The 20,023-nt window shown below is 39.8% G+C and carries 17 protein-coding genes and 1 other annotated feature; of the genes, 4 read left to right on the forward strand and 13 right to left on the reverse strand.

Annotated elements, in window-relative coordinates:
* Positions 1-2: 2 nt before the first annotated feature.
* From ACPWSO_RS13555 to ezrA, 7 genes are all read right to left on the reverse strand, one after another.
* On the reverse strand, positions 3-2,648 hold the full coding sequence (locus ACPWSO_RS13555) for a valine--tRNA ligase (RefSeq protein WP_426084110.1): 2,646 nt from the start codon (positions 2,646-2,648) through the stop codon (positions 3-5).
* A 93-nt stretch (positions 2,649-2,741) separates the two neighbouring features.
* Positions 2,742-2,969: a binding site (T-box leader), on the reverse strand.
* 133 nt (positions 2,970-3,102) lie between these two features.
* Positions 3,103-3,594: a thiol peroxidase gene (gene tpx, locus ACPWSO_RS13560; protein WP_426084111.1), complete on the reverse strand. Its 492-nt coding sequence runs from the start codon at positions 3,592-3,594 to the stop codon at positions 3,103-3,105.
* Between the two features lie 67 nt (positions 3,595-3,661).
* Positions 3,662-4,306 carry a redox-sensing transcriptional repressor Rex gene (locus ACPWSO_RS13565; RefSeq protein ID WP_426084112.1) on the reverse strand — a complete coding sequence of 215 codons (645 nt, stop codon included), beginning with the start codon at positions 4,304-4,306 and terminating at the stop codon, positions 3,662-3,664.
* A gap of 329 nt (positions 4,307-4,635) precedes the next feature.
* Positions 4,636-5,847 (reverse strand): tRNA uracil 4-sulfurtransferase ThiI, encoded by a 1,212-nt coding sequence (gene thiI / locus ACPWSO_RS13570; RefSeq protein ID WP_426084113.1) that lies wholly within the window; start codon positions 5,845-5,847, stop codon positions 4,636-4,638.
* A gap of 316 nt (positions 5,848-6,163) precedes the next feature.
* Positions 6,164-7,315: a cysteine desulfurase family protein gene (locus ACPWSO_RS13575; RefSeq protein ID WP_426084114.1), complete on the reverse strand. Its 1,152-nt coding sequence runs from the start codon at positions 7,313-7,315 to the stop codon at positions 6,164-6,166.
* Positions 7,316-7,399: 84 nt separating this feature from the next.
* A complete protein-coding gene (locus ACPWSO_RS13580) occupies positions 7,400-7,825 on the reverse strand; it encodes a DUF4829 domain-containing protein (protein ID WP_426084115.1) in 426 nt (141 codons plus the stop codon).
* A 69-nt stretch (positions 7,826-7,894) separates the two neighbouring features.
* Positions 7,895-9,616, reverse strand: coding sequence for a septation ring formation regulator EzrA (ezrA, locus tag ACPWSO_RS13585; protein ID WP_426084116.1), 1,722 nt, complete (start codon positions 9,614-9,616; stop codon positions 7,895-7,897).
* A 489-nt stretch (positions 9,617-10,105) separates the two neighbouring features.
* Here ezrA and ACPWSO_RS13590 point away from each other — a divergent pair, with 489 nt between their 5' ends.
* Positions 10,106-11,458, forward strand: a complete 1,353-nt coding sequence (locus ACPWSO_RS13590) for an aspartate kinase (protein ID WP_426084117.1) — start codon at positions 10,106-10,108, stop codon at positions 11,456-11,458.
* Positions 11,459-11,489: 31 nt separating this feature from the next.
* Here ACPWSO_RS13590 and ACPWSO_RS13595 read toward each other — a convergent pair whose 3' ends face one another.
* From ACPWSO_RS13595 to ACPWSO_RS13610, 4 genes are all read right to left on the reverse strand, one after another.
* Positions 11,490-12,026, reverse strand: a complete 537-nt coding sequence (locus tag ACPWSO_RS13595) for an HAD family hydrolase (RefSeq protein ID WP_426084118.1) — start codon at positions 12,024-12,026, stop codon at positions 11,490-11,492.
* Positions 12,016-12,873: a Cof-type HAD-IIB family hydrolase gene (locus ACPWSO_RS13600; RefSeq protein ID WP_426084119.1), complete on the reverse strand. Its 858-nt coding sequence runs from the start codon at positions 12,871-12,873 to the stop codon at positions 12,016-12,018. The genes ACPWSO_RS13595 and ACPWSO_RS13600 overlap by 11 nt, the downstream gene beginning before the upstream one ends.
* Positions 12,874-12,881: 8 nt before the next feature.
* Positions 12,882-13,715, reverse strand: coding sequence for a DUF72 domain-containing protein (locus tag ACPWSO_RS13605; protein ID WP_426084120.1), 834 nt, complete (start codon positions 13,713-13,715; stop codon positions 12,882-12,884).
* A 101-nt stretch (positions 13,716-13,816) separates the two neighbouring features.
* The gene (locus ACPWSO_RS13610; protein WP_426084121.1) at positions 13,817-14,554 is read right to left on the reverse strand and encodes an acyl-ACP thioesterase domain-containing protein; all 738 of its coding nucleotides are present in this window, start codon (positions 14,552-14,554) and stop codon (positions 13,817-13,819) included.
* Between the two features lie 366 nt (positions 14,555-14,920).
* Here ACPWSO_RS13610 and ACPWSO_RS13615 point away from each other — a divergent pair, with 366 nt between their 5' ends.
* Positions 14,921-15,505, forward strand: a complete 585-nt coding sequence (locus ACPWSO_RS13615) for a lytic polysaccharide monooxygenase (protein WP_426084122.1) — start codon at positions 14,921-14,923, stop codon at positions 15,503-15,505.
* A gap of 80 nt (positions 15,506-15,585) precedes the next feature.
* Here ACPWSO_RS13615 and ACPWSO_RS13620 read toward each other — a convergent pair whose 3' ends face one another.
* Together ACPWSO_RS13620 and ACPWSO_RS13625 are read right to left on the reverse strand one after the other, a co-directional pair.
* Positions 15,586-15,948 (reverse strand): VOC family protein, encoded by a 363-nt coding sequence (locus ACPWSO_RS13620; RefSeq protein WP_426084123.1) that lies wholly within the window; start codon positions 15,946-15,948, stop codon positions 15,586-15,588.
* A 217-nt stretch (positions 15,949-16,165) separates the two neighbouring features.
* Positions 16,166-17,494 (reverse strand): C1 family peptidase, encoded by a 1,329-nt coding sequence (locus ACPWSO_RS13625; protein WP_426084124.1) that lies wholly within the window; start codon positions 17,492-17,494, stop codon positions 16,166-16,168.
* A 136-nt stretch (positions 17,495-17,630) separates the two neighbouring features.
* Here ACPWSO_RS13625 and ACPWSO_RS13630 point away from each other — a divergent pair, with 136 nt between their 5' ends.
* Both ACPWSO_RS13630 and ACPWSO_RS13635 read left to right on the forward strand, forming a co-directional pair.
* Positions 17,631-18,005, forward strand: a complete 375-nt coding sequence (locus ACPWSO_RS13630) for a GntR family transcriptional regulator (protein ID WP_426084125.1) — start codon at positions 17,631-17,633, stop codon at positions 18,003-18,005.
* Between the two features lie 20 nt (positions 18,006-18,025).
* Positions 18,026-19,408: a DUF5808 domain-containing protein gene (locus ACPWSO_RS13635; protein WP_426084128.1), complete on the forward strand. Its 1,383-nt coding sequence runs from the start codon at positions 18,026-18,028 to the stop codon at positions 19,406-19,408.
* Positions 19,409-20,023: the final 615 nt, after the last annotated feature.

A 20,023-nucleotide genomic window follows, 5' to 3' on the forward strand; every position in this document is an offset into this window, starting at 1 on the left:
ATTTATTCAATTGTTTTCAACTGTTCTATTCTGTCGCGAACGGTTTTTTGTTTTTCCAGATAGTCTTTTTCTTTTTCTTTTTCCGCCTGCACAACATCCTCCGGTGCATTTGAAACAAAACGCTCATTTGATAGCTTACCTTGTACCCGTTTCACTTCCTGATCCCATTTTCCTAGTTCTTTTTCCAAACGGGCAATCTCTTCTTCAATATTGATTAAACCTGCCAGCGGCAAGTAAATTTCTACTCCAGATAAAATTGCAGACATTGCCAGCTCTGGAGGAGTGATATTTCCACTAATCGTCAATTCTTCTGGATTACAGAAGCGTTCAATATAGCTCTTATTTGCAATCAGAAACTGATCTGTCGCTTCATCTGTTGTCTTAATCAATAATGTAATGGGTTTAGACAGAGGTGTATTTACTTCCGCACGGATGTTTCTTACAGCACGGATCACTTCCTTCAGTACTTCCATTCCTGTTGCTGCTTGAGCATCTGATAACTCCTGGCGAACAAGCGGATATTCTGCGACTACCAGCGAAGTTCCTACATGAGGAATTTTTTCCCAGATTTCTTCCGTTACGAACGGCATAATTGGATGCAGCAGACGAAGAATACTATCTAGTGTATAGACAAGAATACTCTTTGTGGTCTGTTTTGCTCCCTCATTCTCTCCATAAAGAATTTCCTTGCTCATTTCAATGTACCAGTCACAGAAGTCATCCCAGATGAAATTGTACAGCTGGCGACCGGCCTCCCCAAATTCAAAACGGTCAAACAACTCAGTAACCCGTTCAATCGTCTCATTCAAACGAGTCAGTATCCAGCGGTCAGCTACAGTTTTTTCACCACTAAAATCAATATCTTCTACAGTCATACCTTCAATATTCATGATAACAAAACGACTGGCATTCCAGATTTTATTGATAAAGTTCCAGGCTGCATCCATTTTTTCATAACTGAAGCGGACATCCTGACCTGGAGCGGAACCGTTAGATAAGAACCAGCGAAGAGCATCTGCACCATATTTTTCGATGACATCCATTGGATCAATACCATTTCCAAGCGACTTACTCATTTTGCGTCCTTCTTCATCCCGAATCAAGCCGTGAATCAAGGCATGCTGGAACGGCCGCTCGCCAGTGAATTCCAAACTTTGGAAAATCATTCTGCTAACCCAGAAGAAAATAATGTCATAGGCGGTTACCAACGTGCTGGTAGGGAAATAACGCTGATAGTCACTACTTGCTTCATTCGGCCAGCCCATCGTTGAAAACGGCCATAGGGCTGAGCTAAACCAGGTATCTAATACATCGTTATCCTGTGTCCAGTTCTCTGTATCTGACGGTGCTTCCATTCCAACATACATTTCCCCAGTTTCATTATGATACCAAGCTGGTATTTGATGACCCCACCATAACTGACGGGAAATAACCCAGTCATGAACATTCTCCATCCAGCGAATAAAGGTTTGGTTAAAACGATCGGGGAAAAATTCAACCGCATTATCTGACTGCTGATTTTTAATGGCTTCTTCTGCCAGAGGCTGCATTTTTACAAACCACTGTGTAGACAACCGAGGTTCAACAACAACGCCTGTCCGCTCTGAATGTCCTACACTATGATTCATTTTTTCGATTTTTATTAAGTGGCCCAGCTCTTTTAAATCAGAGACGATCAGCTTGCGAGCTGCAAAACGATCCATTCCCTGATATTTTCCAGCTAGCTCATTCATTGAACCGTCTTCATTCATTACATTAACTCTTGGCAGTTTATGGCGATTACCAACCTCAAAATCATTTGGGTCATGAGCTGGTGTAATTTTCACCACGCCAGTACCAAATTCCATATCTACATAGTCATCTGCAATAATCGGAATCTCTTTGTCCATCAGCGGCAGTACAACCATTTTGCCGATTAACGACTGATAGCGCGCATCATCCGGATGAACAGCAACCGCTGTATCTCCCAGCATAGTTTCTGGTCGAGTTGTCGCAATTTCCACTGATCCAGAACCATCAGCCAGCGGATAACTCATATGATAGAAAGCTCCCTCAATATCCTTGTGAATAACTTCAATGTCGGATAGAGCCGTTCTTGCTTTCGGATCCCAATTAATAATATATTCACCGCGATAAATCAGATCTTTCTCATACAGCTTTACAAAAACAGTCCGCACAGCTTTAGACAAGCCATCATCTAATGTGAAGCGTTCACGGCTATAATCCAGAGACAAGCCCAGCTTTGCCCACTGTTCTCTAATGTGAGAGGCGTACTCTTCTTTCCAGTCCCATACCTGTTCTACAAATTTTTCCCGGCCCAAATCATAGCGTGAAATTCCTTGTTCAGCTAGCTTTTCCTCTACTTTTGCTTGTGTAGCAATACCAGCATGATCCATTCCCGGCAGCCATAAAGTATCATAGCCCTGCATTCTTTTCTGGCGAATGATAATATCTTGAAGTGCAGTATCCCAGGCATGACCTAAATGCAGCTTTCCTGTAACATTTGGCGGTGGAATAACAATAGAGTATGGCTTGGCCTCTTTGTTCCCGTTTGGCTTGAACAGCTCCTGATCCAGCCATTTCTGGTAACGACCTGCTTCTACTTCTGTCGGTTGATATTTTGTGGGTAAGTTATTTTCTTCCGTCATATGTATCTCCTTCTTTCATGTTCATTCGACCACAGCTTTATCTGTGTGCTTTTACTACCAAAAAATAAAAAAAGCCCTAAAGCAGTTAAACTGCTTTAGGACGTAAATTTACGCGGTACCACCTAATTTGTGCTGGAATTACGAACTCCAACACCTCTCTGTCATTAGTGAACTAACGGTCACTACTCGGATAATTCTACCATAAAATTCAAATTATCGACTCACAAGCTACCTTCCTGTTAATGCAGTAAAAATCTTTCACCAAATGATTTTCTCTCTAAAACGGCGGTTAACAGTACTCCTCTTGCTCTTTGTCTTTCTTCTGTTGTATTGTTGTATTGTTCTATCGTTAGACCTCTAACCTGTAGCTAGAGCTCTTTAAAGCATTCTGATTTATTGTCTTCCTGTAGGGACATTCTACAACGAACACTTTTGAATGTCAATTTGAAATCGATTATCGTAGTGCTTTCGCTTTATCCAGCGCTTCCTGATAATTTGGTTCTTCAGATATTTCCTGACTAATCTTTTCATAAGCCAGCACACCAGTTGAATCGATAACGAAAATAGCACGAGCCAAACGGCCCATCTCTGGAATAAATAGACCATATGCCTCACCAAATGAGTTGTCTACATCACGAAGCATTTCCATATCGACACCTTCAGCTGCACACCAGTTTTTCTGCTCGTCTTTTGTGTTGTTGGAAATAGTCAAAAAGGCCACACCCTCAACCGCACCTGCCTCCTGATTAAAGCGTTTTGTCTGAAGAGAACAAATTCTGGTATCGATATCCGGCACCACACTAATCAACACAGGCTGTCCTTTTAAATCGCTGAGATTAATCTTCTTGTCTGACAAATTTTCCAATGAAAAATCAGGTGCTTTAGCGCCTACTACAGGCTGCACACCAGCCAACTCGACCTCAGTACCTTTTCTTGTTACAATCATTAAACTTCCTCCTTTACTTATTCTATTCAAGTATAGAGGAACTGTTTTCAGAACTCAAAGGAAGTGCCTACTTTGAAAAGGCAGTATCAAAGTAAATCAATGTCTGGAGTTCGGTCGTCAGGTCGATATACTGTACATTAACATGACTGGGAACCGTTACTCTATCCGGTGCAAAGTTCAGAATCGCTGTTACTCCAGCCGCAACGATTTCATCGATTGCTTTTTGCGCATATTTACTGGGAACGGTAGAAATAGCAACCGTTACATCTTGTGCTTCAACCATTTCAGTCAGCTGATTCATCGGCTGTACACAAACATCATTGATTTGCTCACCAATGATTTCCTCGTTCACATCAAATGCGCAGACAATATTCAGATTTTCATTTCTTCTAAAATTATTTTTTATCAGTGCTTTACCAAGGTTTCCGCAGCCAATCAAAGCAATTTTCTTTTCTTCCTGAGTATTTAAAATGTTATTAAACACTTCGATCAGGTAGGGAACATCATAGCCGTACCCGCTTCTGCCTAATTCACCTAAGTGAGAAAAATCCCGGCGAATCGTTGCTGGAGGAATTTGAACAATTTCACTAAATTCTCTAGACTTAATCCGGATCATTCCCGAGTCATCCAGCATTTTCAAATAGCGCAAATATAAAGGCAGGCGTTTAGCTGTAGCTTTTGGTATTTTCTTCTCATTTGCTAAAATTTCCATTCTAGTTCTCCTTTGTTACTCTTTTCACATTCTAGTTTAACACCCTCTATAAAATACAGCAATAACTTTGTGAAAATAAGTGAACTTCTTTACAAAAATGCAGAATTTATTAAGCATTCTCTCATAAAGCCATAATCGGAAGACAAAAAAGAACATGGACCACGCAACGGACCATGTTCTGTATTTAGTTTAAGTTTTAACAATCAGCTTTTAGAAACGTTTAATTCCCTTTATCAAGCTGAAGTAGATAAAGCAGGTTTCACTTACCGCTGTAATCACAATTTATTGCATTTTTCTGACTTCTACGATTTACTTTGAACTCCTAGCTGCTACAATAAATCAGAAAAGTCCTCTACTTTTTCATCGGATTCAGCCGCTGTTATTTCACTAACTTTGATACCTGCTAAAGCCCGTTCCATCAAGCCTTCCAAATCTAGTCTAGCTTCATATTGTCGGGTTTTATCAAGCTTCGGTCTGGTCTTGGGCTGAGGCGGCGCAAAGATTGTACAGCAATCCTCAAAAGGTTGAATAGCTAATTCAAAGGTATCAATTTTTTCAGCAATTTCTATAATCTCATTCTTATCCATGGAAACAACAGGTCGAATAATCGGGGTATTAGTCACATCATTGATGGCAACCATGCTTTGTAACGTTTGAGAAGCAACCTGTCCTAATGATTCCCCATTGATAATAACCAGACCATTTCTCTGTTCACGAAGGATATCTGTCAGACGCAGCATTAGGCGTCTGGTAACTGTCATTAGATAGCCTTGAGGTACAACCCGTTTAATCTCTTCCTGTATTTCAGTAAAAGGCACTTCAATAAACTGAACACTCCCGGAATAAGGAGCCAACTTTCCAGCTAAATCTTTTGCTTTCTGCAATGCCTGCTCACTTGTATAAGGTGGACTGGCAAAATGGACTGCCTCAACTTCTACACCGCGTTTCATCGATAGATAGCCGGCAACTGGAGAATCGATACCTCCAGATAGCATCAGCATGCCTCGACCTCCGGTACCAACTGGCAAACCTCCGGCTCCCAGCAAGGTTTCATATGATAAATAGGCCCCTTCTCTGCGAATTTCAACTCGAATATTAATATCCGGCTTCTTCATCTGTACCTGAATGTCTGGATAAATCTCAAAAACGGCTCCTCCTAATTCTCTGTTCAACTCATTAGAGTCCATTTCAAAATCATGATCTGAGCGCTTTGAGGTAATCTTAAATGTCATTCCCGCTTGATAAATATCACGCATTATTTCTTGAACGGCTGTCCGAAGTGCGGGAAAGTTTTTCTCAATCCGAACACTTGGCGAGAAGCTCTGAATTCCAAATACCTTTTCCAAACGGGGAAGAATTTGACTACTATCCTCTCCGTTAAGCAACAGGTGCATCCGATCTCTATCTGCATGAATCTTCACCGCGGGAAACTCATCCAGCACACGCTTAACATTGGCTGCAAGCTGCATAATAAACGCTTTACGGTTTTTTCCTTTGGTGGATAACTCACCATATCTAATCATTATTTCTGTATAGTTCAAAATATCCAAAATCCTTTCTTAGCTGCTACTATCTAATATTCTTACTTAACGGACTGTATGTACGCTTTGTCTACTCCCATTGCTTCAACAAAATACGTCTTACTATACCATAATTTATCTACAGTTTAAATAAGCAATCGCCGAGATATTGCTCAGAGATTACTCAAACGTTTATTATGGCCTGTAGTCACAATAGTTCTTCAGTGATACCTGCTGCATATGAAATAAAAAACTGAGCTGAAGCGGGGAACTTCGAAAGCACTAGGACAAATACCTAATTTTTTTGAAGTTCTCCAAAGCTACTTCTCAGTCTAACTTACAAATCACTTACTTTCAGAAACTTTTTATACAATTGATTAAAGACTACCATAAATTGTTCAGCTTCCGCCATCGTGTTGTTCTCATCAAGACTGATGCGTACAGCAGAAGTAGCTAGATGTTCCGGCACATTCATAGCCCCTAATGTACTGCTGCCAATTTTTTTTCGGCTAGAACAGGCACTCGTTGTGGAAATAAAGATTTGCTTCTCTTCCATCGCATGAACAAGCACTTCTCCACGAATCCCTTTTAATCCAAAGCACAGGATATGGGGAGCAAAATCTGTTGTTTTTTCTGAAAAAACAACAACCTGCCCATAGTTTGCGAGACTATCAATCAAAGAATTTCGCAAAGTCTGAACATAGTTTTCTCTTGCCAGATTCCTCTCTGTAGATAATCGTAGCGCTTTAGCCCCTGCAACGATTCCGGCAATATTTTCTGTACTGCTCCGTTGATTCTTTTCCTGACCACCGCCAGTTAAAAGCGGAGCTAACTTACGGCCTTTTTTCCAATAGATAAACCCTACACCTTTAGGTCCGTGAAATTTATGTGCTGAAAAAACAGCAAAATCCACTCTAGGAGTCAGCCATCTTTCTTTTGGTACTTTAGCAATTGCTTGAACTGCATCTACATGAAAATGAATTTTAGGATACTCTGTTAAAATCTTACTAATTGCCTGAATTGGCTGAATGCTTCCAATTTCATTGTTAACTGCCATAACCGATACGAGGATAGTATCTTGGCGAATCAAGCTTTCAAATTTATCAACTTGTAAAATCCCCCGCTTATCTACAGGAGCAATAGACAGTTCAAAACCCAGCTTTTCTAATTGCCTTGCTGTTTCTGCAACAGCTGGATGTTCGATTCCTGAAATGATGATATGCTTTCCAAAAGCAGCTTTTTCAATTGCTGTTCCTTTCAGCACCCAGTTATCGCCTTCTGTTCCGCTGCCGGTAAAATAAATTTCCTCTGATTCTACCCCTAATATATCGCCAACTTGCTTTCTTGCTTGCTCAAGTAACCGATAGGCTTGATTTCCCAAGTCATGCAGACTAGAAGGATTCCCTATAATCCGCTGACTGGTCTTCACATAAGCATCTAACGCCTGCGGGTCAATTACGGTTGTCGCACTATTATCAAAATAAATCATTTCATTACCCTTCTTCCAAAAAATTCTTTCTCATTATAGCTTGTTTCCTTCTATTCTTCAATGTTTTACAGTCTGCCGTGAATTTCAGTAACCAAAATCCTGGACCTCCCACTTGCCGCTGTTTTTAGCTTTCACAACAAACCACAACCAGTTTGTATAAGTGGAATTAGGATTCAATGTATTCTCTGCACCATCTCCATCCACTTCAAACGTTGAAGTAAAAACGATAATATCTTTAGATGACAAACCGCTCCCTGATCCGCCTCCGGATTTCAAGTAAGTCTTTATTTCAGCGACGGCTTTCTCTTCTTCGTAGACAAGCTCTGTTAACGTACAGCCTCTAAAATCACTAAATTTTTTCTTTACAGATTCTGCAGCTGCATGTAGATCGGTTTCTGCGTGGCTAGTATGTCCTATTGTTAAGGTTGTCATCTTTGTATTTCCAGTTTTAGAACCAGAAAAAAATAACCCGATAAAACAAAGAAATACCAACATTACTTTTCTTTTCATTCTCTCCACCTAACTTTGTTGTATAAAAAAACAGGACAACATACTTGTCCTGTTTTCATATTGCTTAGACTAAACGGCATCCAAATTCTTAAAGTAAATATCTTCAATACGTCTGAACGCACCTGGCTCTACCCGTTCAAGAGCAGTTCCGATAACGTCCAATGCATCCTGATAGCGATAATCTTTAGAAAATAACTCTAAAGTTCGCTCCATCGCCTCATTGATTGCTTCATTTGTATGACGGTAGCGGTTCGCATACTGCATCATTTGCTCAGTCAATGCAGCAGAGTTTACCAAATCATTGGTTTTCTTATCTAATAAATCCAAATCTTCTTTACAAAGATCTGATAGCTTATTGATCTCTTCGATATTAATACGAATTCGGTTCAATGATTTACTTAGCTCTTCAATTCGGTCAGTCGCCATAAAGAAGAACTCAAGATAATCAGCAGGTAAACCCGGCAGACGTTTCTTCTCAACAAACCGTTTTAGATTGCGCAGGCGGAATTCATATTGATCCACTTTTTCCTGTGCAATTTTTTCTTCTTTACGAAGCTCTTTCAGAGATAAATCAATTTCCATCTGCTGATTCTCAATATCAGCAAGTACACGGTAACAGTCTTTGAAGAATGCTTGTACTTCAGAATACGGTACAGTATGCTCTTCCATCTTTGGTTCATAATCTTCATATCGGCGAATCAACTCTTCAATCTCTGACTGGAAGCCTCTTGAACGCCCCAATTCATTGTGATTCAAGGTATAGCTTTGGGATGTATGATCCAGCTCAATCATCAGCTGACGGTTATTCCGAAGGACATGGGCGATGTAATCACCGATTGTCTTACGGTTATTAACAACATATTTTCTGGAATTGATTTCTCTTTCCATGATTTCATACAATCCATCGATTGCTGCTGCGGTATCTCTGTTAGCCACCTCTACAGCTGCCACCTCGGCTTTTTCTAAATCAACAGTAGAATTTTTTACACGTTTCTTCACGCGGTTCAATTCGTCTGAAAAGTTCTGTTCAGGAAATACGAAGTGATCATCCAACAGACGTTTGTAGCCTTCTTCGATTTCTTTAATCTGATCTGGGAATACGCGAGTTAATTCATCATGCAGCGGCGGAATCCGTTTCATAACATCATCCAGTTCGTAGGTATGACGTTCCGCACTTTCCAGCACTTCTCTTGCTTCCACAGGATCGCCGGATGTATTTAATGTGACGAACTGAGTAAATTCAATTTCAATATTTTTCACTTGCTTCTGTAGTTCTGAATAGGCACTGCCAAATCCTTCTTTTTCTTCCTGAAGAAGGTTGCTGATTTCCTCATAGATATCCAATGCTTTTTGAACTTCCAGCGAGTTGCGTTCTTCACTTTCACGAAGTTCTTTCAACCCTTTGCGGATTTCTTCCACTTCAGATTCCATGTCATCCATGGTTTGTTCGGCTTCACTCACCGCACGTTTTGCTTTCATATAACGGAAGGAATCATTTAGTTCCTCGACTTCAAAAATCTGGCTTTCCAGTTCAGCAAATGAACGTGTTGAGATATCCGCCCAGCGCTGGTTCCATTCACGGAAGGTGTTCTGGCTTTGACCAACCATGTGCATCTTCTTAATCTCATCGACTTCTTCAATAACAGGCAAGTCAAACAGCTCTTCTTTTCTTTTTTCAAGACTTTTCAGCTTGCTTTGATTCTGCCTTCGCATGAAGTGTCCAATCAGATATAAGATAGCCGCAACGATGATTATCACTAGAACCACGATAATAATCAAATTGTTCTTCATTATTATTTCCTCCGTTTATTCAGCATTTATAAATAGAAATTACGCAGCTCTCAATGAATAATAACTGGATTACTACTTGAAAGACTGAAACAAATTCTTTATCATTTTCGTAAAAAAAACAACTGTAGAAAATTATATCACAAAGCAGCCCCGCAAGCACTAATTTAAATGAGGATTTACAAGAAAATTATTTCTGCCTCTAACTTGCTGTAGATTACTCTGTCGATTTTCTACATGACTCGTACCTACTAAATTTCACTATTCCCAGTTTATCAAAATTTACGGGAAAAATGAAGTGATTTATCAAATCCTTGAAGAAAGAATAGGCAAATTATTTTTGCTGTTGCTTTTCATCAGGATTTTAGGTATTCTTTTACTACTAATATTATAAAACAATGAGAAATGAACACTTTGTTCTTCCTTGTTTTTTAATACATGCTAAAATAATCGTGGAAATAATATTGGACTGACAACAAAGGAGTGGGAATAGTGAAAGTGATTAAATTTGGCGGAAGCTCGTTAGCTTCAGCAGTGCAGCTGCAAAAGGTACTTAATATAGTGAAAGATGACGCAAGCCGAAAGTTTGTCGTTGTTTCCGCTCCCGGCAAGCGCTCCGGTGAAGACATCAAAGTAACCGATCTGCTGATTAATTATTATGAAAAATACCTGAATAACGAGGCAACACAAAAAATTGTAGACAAAATTGTTGCCCGCTACGAGGACATCATGAATGAATTAGAGATGAACAAAGCAGTATTGAGTGATATTCGTCATGCCATCACTGCATTATCACAGCTTCCAAAGGAGAACAACCCTCATTTGTTTGATGCTTTTTTAGCTAGCGGTGAAAACAACAATGCTAAGCTGGTTGCAGCTTATTTCAAGGATCAGGGCTTGGCAGCCGTTTATAAAAACCCTCAGGATTTGGGTATCATTGTCTCAGATGAACCGGGGAATGCTAGAATTCTGCCCTCTTCTTACGATAAAATAGCAGAATTTAAAAACACAGAAGAAATATTTGTAATCCCTGGTTTTTTTGGTTATACCGAAGCAGGGGATATCTGTACATTCTCTCGAGGCGGCTCGGATATTACTGGTTCAATCGTAGCAGCCGGTGTTCAAGCAGACCTCTATGAAAACTTTACAGATGTGGATGGCATCTTTGTTGCCCATCCGGGAATTGTTCGTCAACCTAAAACGATTAAGGCGCTGACGTATCGGGAAATGCGTGAGCTGGCTTATGCAGGCTTTGCTGTACTCCATGATGAAGCATTGATGCCCGCCTACAAAGCACATATCCCTGTTGTTATTAAGAATACTAACAATCCTTCTCATCCAGGTACGTTGATTACCACCAAACGCGATACTTCTAGTGAACCGGTTGTGGGGATTGCCAGCGATCAGAACTTTGCCAATATTTATATTAGTAAATATTTGATGAACCGGGAACTTGGCTTTGGACGAAAGGTTCTTCAGATACTGGAAGAGATGGGTCTCAGCTATGAACACATGCCTTCTGGAATTGATGATATTTCAATTATTCTGAGAGAACGACAATTATCCCCGGAGATTGAGGAAGCATTGATTCAAAAGCTGGATCAGGTCTTAAAACCTGACGAGTTGAGAATTACCCGCGGGTTATCCATGATTATGATTGTCGGCGAAGGAATGCGTCAGCGAATCGGGGTTACAGCAGATAGTACGATGGCATTAGCTGAAAACGAAATCAATCTGGAAATGATTAACCAAGGCTCCTCTGAGGTCAGCATCATGTTTGGTATTCGGAAAGATCAAGAGAAACAGGCTATTCGAGCGCTTTATAATACATTTTTCAACAAATAGATAGGAAAACGAGACGGCTCACTAGACTTAACTAGTCTGCTCCGTCTCGTTTTTTTAGCTTATAAGCTATCTGGCGCTCCAATTCTGCCTTTATCTTAGGCTCTGGCGCGTAGTTTGCCTCCCAGTCTTCTGGTTTCAGAACTTTATGTGTCACTTCATGATAATGGGGCTTTCCATCAGCAAACAGCTTACCCATATTTGCTTCATGAACGATTGAAAACAGCTTCGTCGGATCCACGCCCAGCAAAGAAAATGAACCATAGGTAAAATACAGTAAATCAATCAAGGCATCTACCTGATCAACTAAAGGATCTTCAACCTTCTTTTTCTTCTGCTCCATCTTTTTTTCCGCTGCATCCACATCCTGCTTCAGCTGTTCCACCAACTGATGAAATGCTTCTTTATCGTTGCCTGCTGATGCATATAAAAACTCGACCAGCTCTTCTGCTTTAAAGCCGGCGCGTGCTGAAGCATCTTTGCTGCTAAAAGCCGTCGGCTTTTGCGGTCGGCGGTTATCAAATGTTTGATGAAACTCTTCCGTTTTATCAAATGGATTATCAATTTTCATCAGCTGTCTCCTTAATCACATTATAATGGCGTAAAGCTTCATAGATGCCATGAGCTTCATTTGTATTTGTCACAAAATCAGCGGATGATTTTACTCCCTCCGGAGCATTTCCCATAGCAACACCAATACCTGCACCTTCAAGCATTTCCACATCGTTCCAATTATCTCCAAACACCATTACCTCGTCCAGCGAAAAGCCGAAATGTTCGATACATTTCTTAATCCCTTTGAGCTTCGAACCGCCTTTAGGAATAATATCAACAACATATGGATTGGAACGGGTAATTGTACAATTGGAAAGCTGCTGCTTCAAGTCCCCTAGCTCCTCTTCTGGACTAAGTAGCACGCATTGATAAATCTTCTCTTTCAGAATATCCATTTCATGATAGCGGCATTGGTCCTTTTTCGGTTTTAACCCAACCATTAAATTTTTAAAGGACTCTACCGGAAACCAGCTTGGAATAAAACGGGCCAGCTTTTTCGCCAGCCGATTCTGGCCAAACTTCATCAATGAACTACCTTCCATTCGTGTACGTCCGCCAAACATCATCTGCCGCCGGCCCTCATCGGCAAAATCAACTAGCTCCTCAACTATTTCTTTAGAAAAAGCCCGTTCGTAAATCGTCTGTTCATTTGTATAAACCAACTGCCCATTATAAGTTAAAAAAACATCTAAGTTTAAAGAATCAATTTGTTCGCTCAAATGGACAGGTCCTCTTCCCGTAGCTACGCCGCACAAAATCCCCTGACTCTGGGCCAGTGCAATCGCCCGCTTGGTAGAATCAAGTGCTCGTGCATGTTTTGTTACTAGTGTACCGTCAATATCAAAGAAAATTATCTTAATCATAAATCTCCTTAAAACAAATCTATCTGTGTTGGATTTAGTTCCTCATACTCTATACCAAGTGCTGCTTTCATTGCTAAGGCATTGTCAGCTGCATCCCCGCCGGAGTTATTATTGAAAATAACAGCCGTTTCCTTTACTTGGGATGCTATTTCTTCTACAGCTTTACTTAATTCCGCAATTTCCGTTTGGTTATATCGGTAAAGAGTTCGCTTTTTCCGCCACTCCTTATCATTCGCCAGCCAGCCGGCAGCATTTCTGCCATGAAAACGGAAAAGTACAAACTGATCATTTGTAATAAATGGATAAAAAGGAATTGGATTCGTAGGAATTTGGGGTTCGTCAACAATCACTAAAGAAAATTGTCGGGCCTTCATGAATGCCAGTGTCTGCTTCACATAGTCCGCCTGATACCAGCTGCCGTTTCTCAACTCTATTGCTACTGGATAATCTGCAAACCATGACCGAATTTTCTCAAGGTACTGCACATTTTCCTTTGTACAGCCGAAGCTGGCAGAAAATTGAATTAGAAAAGCAAACAGCTTGCCGCTCTCAACCATTGGTCTCATACTATTAAGAAAGGCTTCTACCATCTCTTCTTCACTTTGATAATAGGTCTTCCAGTCTCCCTGGCAGCTAATCCCGCTGTATGCTTTAATAACAAATCGGAAACTCGCTGGAACTGATTCCGTCCAGTTGCGGACTGATTCCTGTTTTGGAATACCATAATAAGCTGTATCCATTTCCACTAAAGGTAAATGACCAGCGTACTCAAAAAGGGAAGCTCGCTTTTTCCCAGTTAATGTTTCATGCTCGCTAAATGAAGTCAAGCCTAAACGAATCATTATTGTCTCCTTTATCGTTTGTTTAAACCTTATCCTTTTATACTATTCAGAAATAATAAAAAGTAAACAAAAAAGAATTCTGTTATCTTTTTCTGGCTGAATTAATCTTTTTCCCAGTGAATATTTGCTTCACAATATAACTGATCACCGATTCGAATTTCATGCCGGGACAACGGACCTTTCTCTGTTTCGATTACCTCGTAGTGGCTTTCTACTTCATGTCCGTATTCGACTTCTTTATCAAATTTAACGTTAACCCGAACAGGTTGGTTCTGGGAAAGAAAATCATATCCCAAAACATCCAGCAGCCAATTAAAATAGATCGCATTATTCACATGTTGGTTACCGTCTATATCAAAATAGCGGACACGGTAAACGGCGGATTGTCCATTTTCAACTTTTTCAATTTTTTCACTTCGATGAATTTTTTTGATTTTTTCGCTTTCATAAGGAGCGATAATCTCTTCAAGCACACTGCTCATCTTACGATTTTCAGTATTCATCAACACAAAGGTTGATTGGATAAAGACGCACTCTTCACCTGATTCATCATGTATCCAGAAATTCCGGTAACAAAAATATTTATTATAAGAAATTGCCTGCGTAGTAACTGTCAGCTTTTCTCCTACTTTAGGCAACCGCGTGATTGTCAGCTCATAATTGGTAATTACCCAGCCTAAGCCAAAGCCAGCCACAAAATCAGCACTTCTATTTAATAAAGCACTTTGTTCTTCCGATGTCTTTATAACGACCGCCAACAACGAAGGCAAAGTCATTCTCTTTGTAATATCGCAGTCATAATAAGCAACCTCATAAGGCATTGCATATTTTTTTCCCATAGCTCTCTCTCCTTCACGCCATTTTCAGTTCAAAACTCATTTTTCTATTATAACATATGTATGAAATATATAAATATTAAGAGGCTTGGAAATAACTTAGGTTTTATAAAAAAAATTACACTCTCCAAGCAAAACTCTAAACCTCAGCTGTACCATCTATCAGTCTTCCCACATAATAGAGTAAAGTCATGATAACCGTATCATTAATCCTTTAGCTAATTTATATAACAGAAAATCAATTAAAGTCCTTATTATGCTAAAATTAGCCATCCGAAACATTATAAAAGCATATCTTTTGAACTTAAGAAATATTCATGTTAAGTTGTCATTGTAAGCGCTACAAAAAAACTACTAGGAGGCAACACAATGAAGAAAGTATTGTTGAAAGCAGTCTTGGCACTTGGGTTATTCACAGTAGGTACAGTAACAGCAGCAACCGTTTCAGAAGCACATGGATATGTTTCCAGTCCTGGAAGCAGAGCCTATTTCGGCAGCGCAGCCGGTGGAAAAGTTAATACAAATGTCGGTCGTGCAGAATGGGAACCACAAAGCATTGAAGCAGCGAAAGGTACCTTTATTCCTGGAAAACTGGCAAGCGCTGGTGTTGGCGGCTTCGACCCGTTAGACGAACAGTCTCCAACCAGATGGCATAAAACAACAATTCCTACAGGTCCTCTAGCACTTACCTGGACATTGACCGCCCGTCATCGTACATCTACCTGGGATTACTACATGACAAAACAAGGCTGGGACTCCAGCATGCCGTTAAATATCAATGATTTTGAATTGATTGGTCAAGTGAACGATAATGGTACAATCCCAGGTTCAGCAGTTAACCATACCGTTACTGTTCCTTCCAATAGAACTGGCTACCATGTCATCTACGCTGTCTGGAATGTCTATGACACAACCAACGCATTCTATCAAGCCATTGATGTGAACGTTCAATAATCTATCGATGTGAACGAAACCGGGTTCAGACTATTTTCCTCCAATGTCTGAACCCGGCTTTATTACTAGCGCACTATTCCTTACTCACCATAGTAAACAGCCTCTATATTATATCCGTCAGGATCAATGATAAAGGCAGCATAATACTTTTCATGGTATTCCGGTCTTAAGCCTGGTCCCCCATTGTCTGTTCCACCAGCCTCTAAACCAGCTGTATAAAATGCAGCAACCTCTTCTTTAGAATCCGCACGAAATGCGAAATGATTTGGTTTTGGCTCTCCTTGTGCTAGCCAGAACTGTCCTCCCGCTACATCTATTTTTCCGAAGTTTGCTGCACCGTCAAAAGCCAGTTTTAGTTCTCCATGTAAAGGCGCTAAAACTTTTTTATAGAAGTCTTTACTCCTTTCAATATCCTTAACAGTAATTGAGAAATGATCAATCATCGTACCACATCCTTTCTTTTGTTATCACTTTCAATTATAAGAACATGTGTTCTTTTAGTCAAGATTTATTTCCACCCATTTTCTTAGTAAGGAAATGAGTCTACTTAAATACCCATGACTCATAACGCAAGATTGTATTAAGCCCCGCTTCTATTTTAAAAAACAGAGGATAATGCATAGTAAAATGCACTTTCCTCTGCTTTTAAAACATCTGCTCTTATGCCAATGCCCCCATCGGATCCCAGGGTGCCAGCATTTTAGGTTCTTCTTCCCATGCCTTTAGCAATTTGTCACTTAAATATTCTTTACGTACAACGATTTGGTAAGTGTACTCATCCATCCAGGCATCACTCATAACAAAGAAACCTTTCTCGCCGACCTTTTCTCCCCAGCTGTTTTCCACTTTCCATTTCACTGTTTTGCCATCAATGACATCCACACCTGTCAAGACCATAGCATGAGTCATCAGACTCTCACCATAATCTAAACGTTCTGCTTTAGTCATTGTAAAATCAATATCAAATAATTCATCGATTTCATAAGCATTCAACGCCATAATCCCGCTCTCCCGTGTTGAAGATTGACCTACATCACAGCCAAACCAGACCGATTCTCCCTGTTCCAGCTGCTTAGCTGCCAACTCTTTAAAGGTACTCATATCAACATTTAAATATTTTACAGGTTTGCCGCCTACTACATTTCCCAGCATTTCTACGGTATAGGTTTTTTCGTAAGGCTTATCCTGTGTGGGTGCATTAATAATGCTGACGTACTCATCTAAATCCACACCTACGTATTTAGCATAAAAGCTCTGTGGTGTCAGGTCTTTGTCTAAATGATAGTTTTTTTCTTCATCACGGTATTCAAAATCAAAGCTTTCCGGTGGCGTGCCTAAAGAGATAGCTAAAAAGTTGTAAATTTCCTCTAGCATCTTTGTTTTTGCCTTTTGTACCTCAGCTGTTGTTTTCCCAGCTTCAATCAGTTTTCTAAGTATGACAGCATCTTTGCGCAGTTTTTTATTCAGATAATTATTCAAATCTCTGGAATTTGAACTGTTTTTACTTTCCGGCATAGCTGTTTTTGGCACTACACCATATTTTTTGAATAAAGAGACAATCATATCCCATTGACCGCCATCCTGTTGAGGGGTTGCCAGCAGGAATGCAACCTTCCGGGAATCCAGCTCCTGAGCAGCAGTAGCAATGATATTTTCATAAAAATAATTTGATTTTTCATATTTATCCCAGAAAAATGTATAGTTTTGGGACAATTCAAAATCCTTCAATTGAAAGCTGTTAATCATTTTATGACGAAATGTATTCAAAGCAGCAAACATCCAGCAGCGTCCGCTTTGCTTCTGATTAGCTACTCTTCCGGTAGACAAATCGACAGAAAACACCTGTACATTTTCTACTTTAGCAGCTTGTGTTTCTGCCGACTGCGTGATGCCGTTTTTGACTACACTATTTTGTACTGCACGCTGTTTTCTATTTTCAGCAAAAGCTGTTCGAAATTCTTTAGTTGTTTCATTTTTGATTTCTGACATTTTTTTCATCCTTCCCTCTAGCACTTCTTTTTTATTATATGCTTCGATTCAAAATCCCACAACTAAAGATTATTGCCAACTGCCGATTTTTGTATTATACTAACTAATACAAATGATATAAAAAGAGGTGTCTTTTATGCTAATGGAAATCGATATGAAAAGTGATATACCTATTTATCAGCAAATTCGTAATCAAGTAATTTTAGGAATAGCTGCCGGAAAGCTATTGCCGAATGAACCGTTGCCGTCTGTCAGACAAATGGCAGATGAGATAAGAATTAACATGATGACTGTATCTAAAGCCTACAATGCTCTAAAAACGGAGGGCTATATTGTCACCGACCGGCGCAACGGTACCAAAGTGGCTGAGCTGCCTCAGGCTACTCCAGAGTTTATGAAGCAGCTGTACACTTCATTAGAACTGGTTTTAGCAGAGGCAGTGATTCATCAGCTGGATGATTTGGACATCCATGCTATTGTCACCCAAATTTCCACAAATTTTAAAAACTAAAGGATGTGTTACTCGTGAGTATGAATTTAATTTTTCTATTAATTCTTTTAAGTATGAATCTTCTAATGGCTGTGATTGGACGTATTGTTGCCAATCCCCATAAAAATATTATTTTAGAAACAACTTTACCTAAAGAACATTTACAGGATTCCCAGGTGACCCAAGTACGTCAAACCTATAAGCTGCGCCTGATTCAGACCGCATTGCTTTTTTCTCTTGCTGATCTTTTGATTTTATTTCTCCCATATGATTCTCTGGCTATGTTGTTTTTTCTGCTCTCCATATTCGGTTTAATCGGCGTGATGTATTTTATGCAGGTTCTTTACGTTAGAAGAATGACAGACGTCAAAATTAAAAATAACTGGATACTGCCAACCAAGCCTCTTTTAATTGATACCAAACTGATTCAAAATAAAAACCGTCGGCTGATTAAGCCCTATTGGTTTATTCCTGGAATAGTTATTTCATTTGCTGGCTGCCTATATACTTTTTTTATATTGAATAGTGCCATTGAAGTCATTATCTTTGGTGGAATTTCACTGATTACTTTAGGTATATTTATTTATTCCTATTATTTAATCAGACGTTTGCCAGTAAAGCCAATGACGGATGATGAGCAAATTAACCAGCAAGTTAACGATGCCATGCGCTACTATTGGTCCCTGCTCTTGATTTCATCAGTGCTTGTTTTTAGCCCGCTGTCCTTTCTCCCTGCCCTGTCAACTCAAGCAGCTTACGAGAAAACCTTATATCTTGTGATTGCCTACTTTGTTTTATTGTTTGCGTATATCGGCTTCATTTTCTTTATACTGTTCCGGCTGCGTAAAACCCAAGATAATTTGATTATGCAGGCTTCTGATTACCGCTATGGCGATGAAGATCAGTACTGGCGATACGGAATTTACATTAATCCAGATGATCCCCGGATTATCATTCCTGATCGATTAGGAATGAACATGTCCGTAAATCTGGGCAGACCAGCTGGAAAAGCTGCGATGATTTTAACAAGTATTATTATTGTGGGTGCTTTGATTATTTCCTGTGTCCCTTTATTAATCAACGATTTTTCTAATGATCCGTTTCAATTAGCAATTTCAAAAACAGAAGTAACCATGACTGCCCCTTTTACACGGACTCGTGAGATTCCTGTAACAGATATCCGCTCAGTCCAATTAGTAGATAAGCTGCCGGAAAATAGTATCCGTATTTATGGCTCAGCAACTGAACATTATCTGACTGGTGAATTTCGTATTGCTGATAGACCGGCATACTTACTAGTGTACAAAAATCAGCAGCCTCTTTTAAAAATAGAAACCCTAGATTACACGTATTACTACACAAATAAAGAGTCCGAAAAAACCACCCAGCTCTTTAAACGCCTTCAAAATGAGCTCAATCCCTGATTTTCAATTCTACTTCTGCCTGTTTTGAGAAGACAAACAATTGAATAAAATCGTAAGACTTGGACTAAGTGAGTTTGGGACATAAGTAAATGCCCGAACTCTTCTTTCTCTAAAATCCGAATAAACGGCGTTCCAGTCTTTGTATGCTTCGAGGATCGCAACAGAGTGAGAACCGTAGACAAGCTTGTAGGAACCTAATGCTTTGTCTCGAGAATCGCTAGACTCGTAGAGACAGCAAGCTCACTACACTTCGTTCCGATAGCATCAACTTCTAAGTGCTAAAAGCACTAAGAGTTGAAGTTCTCGGAAATAAGCCGAACGATCTCAAAAATATGAAAAGCTCCAGGTAGGTATCAATCAACATCTACTCGGTTCCCTCGTAGTGTTTCTTGATAATTTCCGGATAATCCGTCTTATTGCTGTGAAACACAGCGAGGGATGAGCTGATGTTGAACAGTACCTACTTGGTTCTCGAAGCTAAACACTTTGGCACTGACCCCCAAGAATGAGAATATAAAAAAGAGGCACCTCCGTTGAATTTATTTTATATAATAAATTTAGCGGAGGTGCTTTTGATGAAGAAAAAAATGGCGTATTCTCTTGAAGTCAAAGAGA

Origin of the sequence: Enterococcus sp. LJL51 (genome assembly GCF_049894025.1) — a bacterium.
Lineage (GTDB): Bacteria > Bacillota > Bacilli > Lactobacillales > Enterococcaceae > Enterococcus_L.